At 45.2% G+C, this 12,516-nt stretch carries 12 protein-coding genes and 1 pseudogene; 5 read left to right on the top strand and 8 right to left on the bottom strand.

All coding sequences use genetic code 11. The features are described 5' to 3' along the window. The first annotated feature begins 1 nt into the window (after nucleotide 1). On the top strand, nucleotides 2–1,183 hold the full coding sequence (locus KUL49_RS15445; RefSeq protein WP_131137865.1) for an NAD(P)/FAD-dependent oxidoreductase: 1,182 nt from the start codon (nucleotides 2–4) through the stop codon (nucleotides 1,181–1,183). Here the strand turns inward: KUL49_RS15445 and KUL49_RS15450 are convergent. After that, on the bottom strand, nucleotides 1,180–1,659 hold the full coding sequence (locus KUL49_RS15450) for a hypothetical protein (protein ID WP_131137866.1): 480 nt from the start codon (nucleotides 1,657–1,659) through the stop codon (nucleotides 1,180–1,182). The two genes, KUL49_RS15445 and KUL49_RS15450, sit on opposite strands and share 4 nt — an antisense overlap. A 223-nt stretch (nucleotides 1,660–1,882) precedes the next feature. Between KUL49_RS15450 and KUL49_RS15455 the strand changes: the two genes are divergently transcribed. Both KUL49_RS15455 and KUL49_RS15460 read left to right on the top strand, forming a co-directional pair. After that, nucleotides 1,883–2,191, top strand: coding sequence for a hypothetical protein (locus KUL49_RS15455; protein ID WP_131137867.1), 309 nt, complete (start codon nucleotides 1,883–1,885; stop codon nucleotides 2,189–2,191). Between the two features lie 529 nt (nucleotides 2,192–2,720). Continuing rightward, nucleotides 2,721–4,028 carry a diguanylate cyclase gene (locus KUL49_RS15460; RefSeq protein WP_242633852.1) on the top strand — a complete coding sequence of 436 codons (1,308 nt, stop codon included), beginning with the start codon at nucleotides 2,721–2,723 and terminating at the stop codon, nucleotides 4,026–4,028. A 7-nt stretch (nucleotides 4,029–4,035) separates the two neighbouring features. Here the strand turns inward: KUL49_RS15460 and KUL49_RS15465 are convergent, their stop codons facing one another. Next, the gene (locus KUL49_RS15465; RefSeq protein ID WP_131137868.1) at nucleotides 4,036–4,920 is read right to left on the bottom strand and encodes an ArgP/LysG family DNA-binding transcriptional regulator; all 885 of its coding nucleotides are present in this window, start codon (nucleotides 4,918–4,920) and stop codon (nucleotides 4,036–4,038) included. Nucleotides 4,921–5,143: 223 nt separating this feature from the next. Here KUL49_RS15465 and KUL49_RS15470 point away from each other — a divergent pair, with 223 nt between their 5' ends. Both KUL49_RS15470 and KUL49_RS15475 read left to right on the top strand, forming a co-directional pair. Beyond that, nucleotides 5,144–5,746: a LysE/ArgO family amino acid transporter gene (locus KUL49_RS15470; protein WP_071816653.1), complete on the top strand. Its 603-nt coding sequence runs from the start codon at nucleotides 5,144–5,146 to the stop codon at nucleotides 5,744–5,746. A gap of 108 nt (nucleotides 5,747–5,854) precedes the next feature. Beyond that, on the top strand, nucleotides 5,855–6,172 hold the full coding sequence (locus tag KUL49_RS15475) for a multidrug efflux SMR transporter (protein ID WP_131137869.1): 318 nt from the start codon (nucleotides 5,855–5,857) through the stop codon (nucleotides 6,170–6,172). Nucleotides 6,173–6,304: 132 nt separating this feature from the next. Here KUL49_RS15475 and KUL49_RS15480 read toward each other — a convergent pair whose 3' ends face one another. From KUL49_RS15480 to KUL49_RS15505, 6 genes and pseudogenes are all read right to left on the bottom strand, one after another. Further along, nucleotides 6,305–7,021 (bottom strand): DUF1499 domain-containing protein, encoded by a 717-nt coding sequence (locus KUL49_RS15480; RefSeq protein ID WP_131137870.1) that lies wholly within the window; start codon nucleotides 7,019–7,021, stop codon nucleotides 6,305–6,307. Nucleotides 7,022–7,397: 376 nt separating this feature from the next. Then, nucleotides 7,398–7,646: a hypothetical protein gene (locus KUL49_RS15485; RefSeq protein WP_131137871.1), complete on the bottom strand. Its 249-nt coding sequence runs from the start codon at nucleotides 7,644–7,646 to the stop codon at nucleotides 7,398–7,400. Nucleotides 7,647–7,754: 108 nt separating this feature from the next. Continuing rightward, nucleotides 7,755–9,074, bottom strand: coding sequence for a two-component system sensor histidine kinase EnvZ (envZ, locus tag KUL49_RS15490; RefSeq protein ID WP_014951299.1), 1,320 nt, complete (start codon nucleotides 9,072–9,074; stop codon nucleotides 7,755–7,757). Nucleotides 9,075–9,210: 136 nt separating this feature from the next. Further along, entirely contained in the window at nucleotides 9,211–9,933 is a 723-nt protein-coding gene (ompR, locus tag KUL49_RS15495) for a two-component system response regulator OmpR (RefSeq protein WP_131137872.1), read from the bottom strand. A gap of 298 nt (nucleotides 9,934–10,231) precedes the next feature. Further along, a pseudogene (locus tag KUL49_RS15500) lies at nucleotides 10,232–11,378 on the bottom strand (DUF2855 family protein). Between the two features lie 128 nt (nucleotides 11,379–11,506). Continuing rightward, complete coding sequence (locus KUL49_RS15505; RefSeq protein ID WP_014951296.1) at nucleotides 11,507–12,412, bottom strand: phosphoribulokinase; 906 nt, start codon at nucleotides 12,410–12,412, stop codon at nucleotides 11,507–11,509. Between the last annotated feature and the right edge of the window lie 104 nt (nucleotides 12,413–12,516).

The following is a 12,516-nucleotide window of genomic DNA, read 5'->3' on the forward strand; positions in this document are numbered from 1 at the left end:
AGTGATTAAGCGCGATGTTATTGTTATTGGAGCAGGTGCAGCAGGGCTGTTCTGCGCGGCACAGGCAGGCGCGCGAGGTCGCAGCGTAGAAGTGCTCGATCATGCCAAAAAAGTAGGCCGCAAGATTCTTATGTCAGGGGGTGGGCGCTGCAATTTTACCAATATGTACGCAGAACCCGCCAATTTCTTATCGCAAAACCCTCACTTTTGTAAGTCGGCACTAAGTCGCTATACCCAATGGGATTTTATTGGCTTGGTTGCCGAGCATGGTATTGCCTACCATGAAAAAACTTTGGGCCAATTGTTTTGTGACGACAGCGCCAAAGATATCGTCGATTTATTGCTTAACGAATGTAAAAAATCAGCCGTTACCATTACTACTCGCTGTGAAATTACAAGCGTAGAAAAGGTTGAAGGAGGGTACTTACTAACTACTTCGAACGGCGAATATAGCTGTGAGTCTTTAGTTATCGCGACCGGTGGTTTAAGTATGCCAAAGCTGGGGGCGACGCCATTTGGTTACAAAATTGCCGAGCAATTCGGCCTGAACGTGTTACCCACACGCGCCGCACTTGTGCCCTTTACCTTACACGATAAAGACAAAGACACACTGGCAGAGCTTAGCGGTATCGCAGTTGATGTATATGCTAGTTGTAACGACACCACGTTTAAAGAAGCGATGCTTTTTACCCACCGTGGTTTGAGCGGCCCTGCTATGCTGCAAATCTCAAGTTATTGGGAGTCAGGTGACAGTTTAAGCATTAATACGCTACCCAATGACGACGCTACGGCGCTTTTGCAAACAGCGCGCGCTGAAACCCCCGATGCCTTACTTGCTACGTGTTTAAATAAAGTATTCCCTAAGCGGATGGTGCAAAGCTTTATCGAATATCATAACTGGCGCAATGTTCCGGTAAAACAGCTCACCCACGGCGAATGTGATGCTATTGCTGACACGCTCGAAAATTGGCAAATAAAGCCAAACGGCACTGAAGGCTACCGAACAGCGGAAGTCACCATTGGCGGCGTAGATACCAACGAACTTTCGTCAAAAACCATGATGGCCAAGAACGTCGAAGGCCTTTACTTCATAGGTGAAGTGGTTGACGTTACCGGTTGGCTCGGCGGCTTTAACTTTCAGTGGGCTTGGAGCAGCGGTTGGGCAGCTGGGCAGGTGGTTTAAAACGACACTCCAATTGCTAACCCAGCAACAACTGCACTTTTGTGGTTTCGATGATAGTCGTAATGAAGCTGTGGCGAGATGGTAAAACCTGACACTTCAAACTCATATAAAAAGCCTAACCGAGCTACTTCCATTTTATGGCTGCCGTGAAATTCAACGCCAGGGCCAATTTGGGCAATAAAATTGTTAGTAATGTGAAGGTCGGCGACGAGTAAATAGGTATAAGCGTCTAAGTCTTCAAAGGCGTATTCAGCAACAAATCCCACACCTAAGAAATCGCTTAGCCGGTACTCATAATCGATGCCCAAAGTGAACGCGTTGCCACACTCTTTTGTGTAAGTGGTACCTACTAGTGCCGATAAATGATGAGGTGACGTTTCCCAATGATGAGCATTTCCTTTTGCCGCCCCCTTAGCTGTAACAAGGGGAGCAAACGCCATGGCTGTGACCATTCCAAGGGCTATTTTTACTCGCATTTTGATGCTCGCTTACGTCTGTCTGTGACTTCCTGAAAGTTACACTTCCAGCACTTGATAAAGCGTAGGTGGTATATGGCGTTCTCACCAATGAACTTTAGTTGTAGCTATTTTTGAATTGCGTTATGGCGATGGTAACGCGACGCCAAGTTAGCTTTGATGGCGGTATCTAAAACGATCAAATATCGTTAAGGTATAAAGGCTTAATAAAAGGGATGCGCGAATGCAAAATAAGAATGAAAAAGACATATTTGTTAACGCTTGTAGAACTCAACTTGTGAGCCTTTATAACGCGAGCAAGGAAGGCAAAAAGGTAGAGGCAGAAAAATATCGGGTTCAAGGATTCATGCACGCCGGCGAATTAATGGGCTTGATCAGCAAAGAAGAAGGTAGGGCCCTAATTGCTGATTTGCATATAGAAGTGTTCGGGGAAACCATAAACGAAAGAGCTGAAAGAAAGCGCAAACTTGATGCGTTAAAAGAAACAGACTTAGATGCTTACTTCGCAATACCTGCCATTGAACGACGTTAAATAAAAGTATACCTATCAACCTACTTTGTGAAGTAGGCGTTTTCACTTCAAAATTTCTTAAAGGTAAATCTCTCGGAGGACTGTAAAAGAACGTTCTATATTCTTCCAATGTTAATTTTTTGTGCACAAGGGGTTATTTTTTTTAAGCGAACTAAAATTTATAAACTAAGCTTAATATGTGTTGGTTTTTCATACCTTAATATAACCAAGCATACTTATCTTAGTGTAATAGCCGTACAAGGATATTTTTGCTAAACGGATTTGGCTGCGGTACCAGTAGGAAGCAAATCTATGACATGGTGTGTGTCACGTAATTTTATTCGCTTATTTATCGGCCTTTTTTTTATGTGCAGCAAGTTCCCACTCGCTTGCTAAATGTTACTTAGAAGATAGCGCAGATCCTCACTCTTCTACTATGATGCTGCAATCAGGCGATCAGCGTCTCAGGTTGATATGCAACATAGATGCGCAACACATCCTTTATTTCCCGCGAAACTATATAATCTATAACCAGCTCTACGACAGTGAAATGCGCAAAGTTCAACGGTTACCTAGCGCGTTTGAAGCCTATGCGATCGACAGTTCAAATGACCGACTATACCTTGATATTAATGCACAGGTGGAACGTAGCGTGACGTTAAAAGTAACGCCGCTCAGTGACTTTCAAAAATATGTATCGGTTCACACGCTTACTATGAGCTTATTTATTGGTTTCTGTTTAGCGCTAACCATATATGTAGGCATGCTGGGAACCAGCATGCAAAACTACGGTTTTTATTCTTACAGTTTTTACGTTTTCAGCGCGGGTGTGTTCTTTCTACTGCAAGAAGGGCTTTTAAACATAGTCTTTCCGCAAGTTGCACTACTTGCAAACTTTCAACTGCATTTATTATTTGCAGGGATAACTGTCTTTGCAGGGGTGAAGTTTTTAGACCAGCTACTTGATTTCAAAGCGCTACTAAAAGGGTGGCAGCGCCAATTTATGCTTGGAATGGCCTGCGCAGCACTCGCGTTTTCAGTTGTTCAGCTTATCCTTCCAGTTTCAGATGCTATGAAAATAAACAGTATGCTGAGCTTGATCACTCTTATAACCATGACGTGCACCTTATCTGCATGTGTCTATGCCGCGTATCGCAAGGTACATTGCGCAAATTTGGTCATGCTTGGCATAGCCGTTATGGTTTTTACAATGCTTTTTCGTTTGGTTTTCGTAGACGTATCGGCATTCATGTACCGATATGCGCTTATAGTGGGTATTACTATCGAGGCCTTTATTTTCGCCATCGCCACATCGAGAAAAGTGAAAAAACTGGATGATGACAGGCTAAGTGCATTTAAACGGGCATCGACTGACTCGCTATGTAAAGTATTGAATCGCAGTGGCTGGGAGGGGGTAGCGCAATCGCTGTTGAATAACTTCAACAAAGAGGGCGGCTATCTGACATTACTTTTCATTGATATTGATAAATTTAAAGAGATTAATGATCAGTATGGACACCACGCGGGAGACAAGGTTTTGCAAGTTATTGCTAAAATTTTAATGAGCCGATGTAGAGAGCAAGATGCCGTTGGTCGCTTAGGTGGGGATGAGTTTGTGGTATTAAGTCACTGTTACAGTGAAGGTCAGGCCGAGCGGCTGGCTGCCCGTATTGAAGAGAGCTTGGCAGAGCGAGATATAAGAACGGAGAATGTTGTTATAAACGCAACAGCAAGTGTAGGTGCTTACATCACAAAAGAGCGCTGTAAAGACCTATCGAGCTTATTAACTAAAGCCGACGAGTTGATGTACAGCGTGAAAGAGAAACATAAATCTGCCCAATGCACTGCTAACCCTTAATAGGGTGTTATTTTAATTGCGCCTTGGCAACCTGTTTTACGGCTTTGGTCAGATCGGCTAGGGCGGCCGATTCTAGCGTAGTCCAGTGCCAAAAAAGAGGGACGCCTAGTTCTTTGTCGGGGAATAGCGAAATGAGCTCACCTTCTTTCACTTCTTGTGCAACCTGTAGCGTGGGAAGCAGCGCCCACACCACACCGTCTAACGCCATTTTCACAAAGCCGTGCGACGACGGGTACCAATGACATGTGGCAAACGATGGGGCCATATGCAGGCATTCTCTTTGATAGTCAGTAAGTAACGTAACATCGTACTCATCGTACAAAAGACCTGGTGTTTTCATGACATTTTCAGGCGATACGTCTTTGTGAAGGTATCGCTCGATAAAGCGTGGTGACGCGTAAAGCTGATAGCGCATGGTGCCTAATCTTACAGACTGGCCACCCGTAACGGGTGTGCCCGTTTGACTGATACATGCCATAACGCGGCCTTGCTGAAGAATGTCTCTGGTTTGTGTTTGGTCTGCATTGACGATGTGCACGGGGTTAGCCCGTTTATCGCTAAACGCCGCCATAACTTGCGAAAACCAAGTGGCAAGTACATCGTTGTTAACCGCCACGCTGATAGGAGCAGCTGAAGCTTCTAAACCACTTTTAATGTTAAGGGCTTCTTCTAGTACGCTCACTTTCTGTATATGTGCCAGCAGCTCTTTTCCCAGTGGCGTTGCCCGAAGTGGCTTTGTTCGCACCATAACTGGCCCGCCCACGCTTTGTTCGAGACGTTTAATTTTTTGCGAAACCGCAGATTGGGTGAGGTTTAAGGCCTGTGCACCTTTTTCGAAACCGCCATAGCGTAATACTTCATGAAAGCATCTAAGCGCGTCGTAATCTAACATTTTTGAATGAAGCCTGTGAAATGAACGTTAAAATTATTAATTTTGCTTATTCAATACAAGTATCATTAATTTAATTAAGTAACGCAAGGTGTATAAAATAGCGCCAGTTCAAATGTTTGCTTGGATACTCATGCCGATGTTAAGCGGCAAAGGGCAGCTATAAAAACCAAGCAAAAAGCACACACGCTATTTATTTAATTATTTATTCTAAGAGGCATTTATCATGTTGGCGGCAGCAACTAGTGGTTTCGTGATGGGCGGTACCCTTATCATCGCGGTAGGCGCGCAAAACAGCTTTCTGATCGAGCAGTCGATGAAACGACAATGGACCTCTCTATTTGTTTTGCTGTTTATTTTAAGCGATGCCATTTCTATTAGCTTAGGCGCTATGGGATTCGGGTTGTTGTTGCAAGAGTATCCAATGCTGGTAACCGTTACCAAATGGGCTGGCGTAGCCTTTTTGTTGTGGATAGCGTTTAACAAAATAAAGTCTTCTTTAGCTAACGATGCGCTTGTTCTGGAGATGGCAAAAAAGCAACTGTCTTTCAAAAAGGCTTTGCTTATTGCGCTAGCGGTAACCTGGTTAAACCCTCATTTTTATCTAGATACTTTGTTACTTATGGGGAACTTGGCGAGCCAGTGGCAGGAAAATAAATGGTGGTTCGTTGGTGGTGCGATTGGCGCATCTGTCGTGTGGTTCATAGGTTTAAGTACCCTGACAGCGCGTTTTGCACATCATATGCAGCGCCCTAAGTTTTGGCGCTGGTTCAACCGTTTAAACGCTGCGGTACTAGGAATGGTGAGCATTCAGTTGGCAAGCCTTTAGTGAGAAAACGCTGAATCGCAACATGCTAAGACGCATTGAATATCATCTTAAAACCTTGCAGGTATACTTTACCGATAAGCCAAAACAAGTAATTTTGAGGATGTACAAGTGAGCTGGATTTATTTAATCGTTGCGGGCTTACTAGAGATTGGTTGGCCCGTGGGACTTAAACTGTCGCAAGAAGCGGAAACTCGCGTCATAGGAATTCTACTTGCAATAGGGTTTATGGCTGCCAGCGGTTTTTGCCTGTGGATGGCACAAAAACAAATACCTATCGGTACAGCGTATGCCGTATGGACGGGTATAGGTGCAGCGGGCACATTTTTAGTTGGCGTAATGTTTTATGGCGACCCGTCGTCGTTAGCCCGATATTTTGGCGTTGCGCTTATTGTGGCAGGCGTAGTGGTTCTTAAGTTAGCTCACTAGTATAGGGAATGGCTTTGATTTAGAGGGCGCTAGATTTAATTACGACTGTACACCTTAACGAAGTCAAAGTATTAAAAAGCCCGCTAGTAATTAACTAGCGGGCTTTCGCTTTTAATCTATTTGTTGGCGTACTTATTGATAACCAAGCTGGTTTCTTAGCTCTGCCATGAAGATTTCAATTCGTTCAGCATTTTTGCCCAAGTCACTTTTACCTACTCGCGACTTACTGCGAATATCGACAAGCGTATCATCGCTTTTTGCGGTTAATCGAATGACCACGTCGTCTTTGAAGCCAAACCAAGTTGTTGTTTCGGTTGCTTCTAGCGTATTGGGTAATGCGCCTTCGCTTGCTCGCTCCCAACCCAGTGCCGCGATAGCTTTTTCGGCAGCCATGTACACTTCATTTATAGGTTGAGGAAGTAGCTGAGTTTTAATTTCTGGGTAGGCTTCAAGCTGCTGCTTGGTAACATCACCACCTTCATAAGCAATTGAATTTGGTGCGCCTTCTCTAAGTGGCGCAATAGCAACGAACTCAGGTGGATTAGTTACGTCGGTGGTTATGTCGTGAATTGGAGGAACGGCGCTCGCTTTACTCATCATGCTAACGGGCATGCCAACGGCTACTAACGCGAGAACAGCACATATAAATGTACTACCCCAACTCACGTTCTTCCGATTAATCAATACTTGTAGAATAATCAGTATCAACGCCGCGCCGCCTACGTACACACCGAAACGAAGTGAGGTGAATGCAGTACCTAAACTAACACCTGCGAACTGATATAGCGGTCCAGGTAACACCACCATTAAAAAACCAACAATACTGGTAAGGGCAATGAGTGCTTTCAAGGGAACTCCAAAGTTATTCTTTTAATTTGACCAACCTACTTTAACAGTGAACGCAAAGATTTGGTTTACTTTCGGCAAAAAAATTCGACTAGGACCGTGCGCAACATATTTGTACACGGACAATACCATATATGGACCCTCTCCGATTGCAAGACACCGTGTTGATATATTAACGTGATTCATTGCTGCCATATATTCGTCTTTTTCGTGAAGTCATTTGACTTCTAGCCTTGATGGTTGTTCGCATCTTGTTGTCTCATCAATCCGGCGGCCTCGAAGGCCCTTGGTATTAACTGATTTGAACAAGACGGTTATGAACCGTTAATCATCATTACGTTGTCTTTTTGCAATATGTTGATAGGCTCCCTGTTTTAGTTTATTTACTTATCTTTGGTTTGGGTGCTATCGCTTTGACTTCATGCCCGGCTTTCGTCAATTCCCTGCACCAGTAATGGCAACTTCCACAGGCTTCCATCACTACAATACACGGCTCCAGTTGACTAAAATAGGACAACATCTGGTGACGCCTTAACTTCTTCTTTTTGAGCACTCTGCCTGACTGGTTCATAAAAACTAAATGAAAAACAGACTTGGCGATATCGAGACCTATTGTTACCTTACTCATGTGACCTTCTCCTTCTTGATAGTGATTTGAGCAACTCTATCTTGGCTCATTTGAAGCCTTTATGGGAGGAGAGGGGCCATACCATTAATCCGTGTAGTGTTTTTGGGCTTAATGGGTTTGATACGGTAAATAAAACTCTGCGACCAAGCCCTGCTGAGGATGATTTCGCAACGTCACCTCACCATCGTGAGCTTCTACAATTCGCCTTATTATGGCAAGGCCAAGGCCTGAACCTGACGAATTGCGGGCTTTGTCGCCTTGTGCAAACGGCATGAATACACCGTCGAGCTCCGCTTCCGGTATTCCCGGGCCAAAGTCGCGTACTTTGCAATACACGCGCTTTTCGTGACGATTGTAAAAGCTGCTAATTGCAATATCGTCCGAGCCGTACTTGAAAGCATTTTCGATGAGGTTGTCGATCACGCGTTTCATTGCAATTCGCCGAAGTGACAGCGGAGGAATGGCGTTGAGTTTGAGTTCGATGTGGTGCTTGTCGTCTAAATGTCTGGCTTGTACCAGCTCTGCAATAATCGCGTTTAAATCAGTTTCTTGAGTGACTTCTTCGGTGTCGTAGCGCGCATAGTCAATGAACTGATCGATGATGGCGTTCATGTCTTCTATGTCATTTACAATACCGTCTTTTATCCAATCTTGATCTTCCGGTAGCATTTCTGAGGCTAGGCGAATACGGGTAAGCGGTGTGCGCAAGTCGTGAGAAATACCTGCTGTCATAATATTTCGGTCATTTTCAAGCTGCTTAATACCCTGATTCATGCGGTTAAACGCCCGAGTAACCTGAATCATTTCGGTGCTGCCTTGTTCGCGAAGCGGCGCCGGGTGCTCGCCTTTACCCACCGCTATTGCTGCTTTTTGCAGGGCTGACAACGGGCGAGTCATGCGTCTTACAAACAACCAGCCCCCGGCCACACTCAATATGCCAATTACCATTAAGTACATAGTCAGAGGGGATATATTCGCTTCGTTAAGTCCTGAAATAGGAATAGAGATCCACGTATCTGGGTAGCGGTTCAGGGATATCCACACAATGTATGGCGCATTTTCGTCACTGGCCTGTGTGGTGGTGCTAATGCGCACATCTGCAAGCTGCCGGAGCTGCTCGCTAACCTGAGAAGAAATATAGCTATAGTATACCGCGCTCTCTAATCCATTCTGTTTGGCAACGCTTTCGTCAAAGACCTGTACCTGGGTTTTTTGAAAATAGCGGTCGCGGGTTTCTTGGTTAGTCACTAGCAAATCGTTGGCGAGCACAGATTTAACTTGGGTGGCCAATAAGCTGTTAATTTGTTGGTAGCTGGGCTGAATAAAGTAATAGGTAACAGAGATGTAGGACACAATCTGATTAATAAGCAACAGCACGCCAATAAGCATGACGGTTTGGCCAAATGCACTTTTTGGAATTAAACGCATAACATGCCGTCGCTTTGAATCATAAGCCAGTGTTTGGAATGGCAGTAGGTAAACGCATAATTAGGAGTCATGAGTAAACATACTTCATTTGCGCACTGGCAAAGACGGGTAGAGCCCGCCGTATCAGCCATAGGTGCTAAACTTGTTCGCCATCAGGCACGAATACGTACCCCAATCCCCATACTGTTTGAATATAGCGAGGGTTGGCAGGGTCTTCTTCAAGCATTCTTCGTAAGCGCGAAACCTGAACGTCAATACTGCGCTCTAGTGCACTGTAGTCGCGACCACGCGCTAGGTTCATCAGTTTGTCTCGCGACAATGGCTCGCGGGGGTGAGTAACCAGAGATTTTAATACCGCAAACTCACCGCTTGTCAGGGTTAAAGGTATATCGCCAGCTGTCATTTCTCGGGTGGCAAGGTTCAGTTTGTAATTGCCAAATTCCACAATTTGCACATCTTTAGACGGCGCGCCCGGCGCTTCGCTGCTGCGTCTGCGCAATACCGCTTTAGCGCGTGCTAGTAGCTCGCGTGGGTTAAATGGTTTAGGCAAATAATCGTCTGCGCCCATTTCAAGGCCGATAATACGGTCAACTTCATCGCCTTTTGCAGTAAGCATAATAATGGGCATGTCGTTTTCTTGCTGGCGCAATCTGCGGCATATAGATAAGCCGTCTTCGCCAGGTAGCATAAGGTCCAAAACCATTAAGTGAAAATTCTCGCGCTCAAGCAGTCTGTCCATTTGTTCTGCGTTAGCCGCACTGCGAACTTGATAGCCCTGCTCGAGCAAATAGCGCTCTAATAGGCTGCGCAGACGCATGTCATCATCAACAACGAGAATTTTAGAGGTTTCCTGACCCATACTCATACCTTTCGTTTTACTTTTGTTTCACTATAACCACAAGATGTGAAATACAAAAGCGAGAAAAGCGTAAAAGGCTGGGGATGTTTGTTACAAATAGTGTCTAGGTCTGTCGAACTTAGATGTAAAGAAAGAGCCAGCAAAGGCCCAGCAAAAGCCTTGCAGACTCCAACGAGGAGGAAGCCATTACGCTTTTCTCCCCACTGAGCTTATAGTGAACTACATATTGGTGAGAAGCTTTATAACGTAGGCGCTGCAACAACACACCAGCAGTTCAAGTTGTAATCCTTAAGGGGCGCTAATCAAAAGTGACGACGTTAAGGGCTTTTGTTTGCGCCGTTCCATTAAGCGTTTCTAAATATAACTGCGTTATAGCATCAGCTCCGCGGTGCGATTGCTCATAAAACTGATCGCTCACTTTCTCTGCGAAGCGTTTCCATGCACTGGCGTATTTTGCCAAAAAGGCCTCGTGCCCCCATTCATGTTGGCGCAGTTTCACGCGAGCTGGCGCGAAAAATATCTCTGCATTGAGCAATTTGGGGTTGGGCTTCTCTTGGGCTTTCCAATCTGTCGCACCAATGAGTGTAACGTCGCTCAGGCTATCGCCAAGCTGCTTGGTAAGGTCATTAATCAACGTACCGTTGGCAGCGAAATCAAGCAGCCAGTAGCGCGCATCGCTGCTTTGACTGCTATTGTCTTCGCTACTTAGGGCTGAGAGTTCGTCATAACTATACACTTCATCGTAGCAGCCGGTCGCTTTTACCATATCCACGTTTTGTTTCGAGGTTAGCCCAACCACCTTATAGCTTGCGTTTCGAGAGGCCTTCTGGTCTTTAAGTAGTTGCGCTGTACCCAATGCGGTTTTACTCGAAGCGCTCGACAACAGTAAGGTTTCATTGTTTGCTTTCTCTGCCACATAGTCATCGAGAACAAACGAAGTCATATAAAGGGGTCTAAAATTAAGCTGCCATGCTTCGCGGTTTTTGTCGTAGCCGGGGTCGGCGGCACAGCGAAGATATTGATCGTAAACAGGGCTAATGCTTTTCCGTTTTTCGTGGATGTCTGAAAAGCCGTGAGGGGCAACTTTTCCAGCTTTTATCACCCAATGGCTAGCCATAGGCAGGTAGCCGAACACCTTTTCACCTACTTTGATATCGCTATGACAAGATGCCTTAACGGTAGCAAAGCCCCAAACGGGCACAATACCGAAGCCATGCGCTTCATCAACGTCATTATCACTCTTTGCAGGGAAAAAGCCCCAATAGCCCATTTTAAAACCCCAGTGCAGCATAGGTGATGTTGTTGGCAGAAAAGCCAAAGCTGTCTGTCTCAAGCAATACTTCGTCTTGCTGTAAGTCGCTGATGTTTATATCGCGGGAAACAACGTTAGTGTTGGCAAGGTTTTGCTGGTCTACCCAAATTTGTTGGCTTTTAATTGTGGTCATAATAGGGGCCTGCTGTGTCAAAAACTAAATCAAGAAAGATTCCGAATAGAACCTAGATTGACGCAGGGCATGAGTCATTACGACTTACTGTTTTAAATATATGCCTATAGAAGCGATGTATATTGGGCTTACTCGTCGCTGCTCAACCAATCCATCTGATGACCAGCTCTGCGCTTTTTATTTAAGATGTCTTCAAGGAGCGGAGTTAAAATGAGCTCCATGGCTAAGCCCATCTTTCCGCCGGGCACAACCAAGGTGTTGATGCGAGACATAAACGCGCCATCGATCATTTGAAGGAGGTAGGGGTAGTCCACAGTCTTCATTTCCCGTCTAAAGCGCACAACCACAAAGCTTTCATCTTGGGTTGGAATTTCCCGTGCACTGAAGGGGTTGGAGGTATCAACGGTTGGTACGCGCTGGAAGTTAACGTGGGTGCGTGAAAATTGTGGCGTGATGTAGTGGAAATAGTCGTCCAGTCCTCGCACTATGCTGCTCATTACCGCTTCACGAGAATGTCCTCGGTCAGTGGTGTCGCGTACAATTTTTTGGATCCACTCTAAGTTTACAATCGGCACCATGCCGACCAGTAAATCTACATGTTTTGCTACGTCATTTTCTTCCGTTTTTACACCGCCATGTAAACCTTCATAGAACAGCAAGTCAGTGTTTTTGGGTAAATCTTGCCAAGGTGTAAAGGTGCCGGGCATTTGATTAAAAGGCACGGCTTCATCGAATGTGTGAAGGTATTGTCTAAACTGTCCTGTACCCGAGCTGCCGTATTCCCTAAACAGGGATTCCAGTAGCTCAAAGTCGTTGGCTTTAGGGCCAAAGTAGCTGATATGTCTGCCTTGTTCTTGGGCTTTGCGAATTTCCACTTCCATTTCCGGGCGGGTAAAACGGTGAAAACTATCGCCTCCTACAACCGCAGCATTAACACTTAAGTTCCTGAAAATATGACGTATAGCGTTGGTCGTGGTAGTAGTACCCGCGCCAGAAGAACCTGTTATAGCAATAATAGGGTGTTTGACAGACATAGGAATTCTTTTTGGAAATGACGGGTACTAGTTATAAGCTGATGTGAGCTAAGAATCAAGGGGAGGTATAAGCGCTTACCACTCGATTCTTGGGAGTTGCTTTC

The sequence above is a fragment of the Alteromonas sp. KUL17 genome (genome assembly GCF_006538305.1).
Classification (GTDB): Bacteria; Pseudomonadota; Gammaproteobacteria; order Enterobacterales; family Alteromonadaceae; genus Alteromonas; species Alteromonas macleodii.

Bases quoted from the DNA above. Each gene is read 5' to 3' on its own strand.
- KUL49_RS15450 (WP_131137866.1), bottom strand. From the start codon at position 1,659: ATGCGAGTAAAAATAGCCCTTGGAATGGTCACAGCCATGGCGTTTGCT.
- KUL49_RS15455 (WP_131137867.1), top strand. From the start codon at position 1,883: ATGCAAAATAAGAATGAAAAAGACATATTTGTTAACGCTTGTAGAACT.
- KUL49_RS15460 (WP_242633852.1), top strand. From the start codon at position 2,721: ATGCGCAAAGTTCAACGGTTACCTAGCGCGTTTGAAGCCTATGCGATC.
- KUL49_RS15465 (WP_131137868.1), bottom strand. From the start codon at position 4,920: ATGTTAGATTACGACGCGCTTAGATGCTTTCATGAAGTATTACGCTAT.
- KUL49_RS15470 (WP_071816653.1), top strand. From the start codon at position 5,144: ATGTTGGCGGCAGCAACTAGTGGTTTCGTGATGGGCGGTACCCTTATC.
- KUL49_RS15485 (WP_131137871.1), bottom strand. From the start codon at position 7,646: ATGAGTAAGGTAACAATAGGTCTCGATATCGCCAAGTCTGTTTTTCAT.
- envZ (WP_014951299.1), bottom strand. From the start codon at position 9,074: ATGCGTTTAATTCCAAAAAGTGCATTTGGCCAAACCGTCATGCTTATT.
- ompR (WP_131137872.1), bottom strand. From the start codon at position 9,933: ATGGGTCAGGAAACCTCTAAAATTCTCGTTGTTGATGATGACATGCGT.
- KUL49_RS15505 (WP_014951296.1), bottom strand. From the start codon at position 12,412: ATGTCTGTCAAACACCCTATTATTGCTATAACAGGTTCTTCTGGCGCG.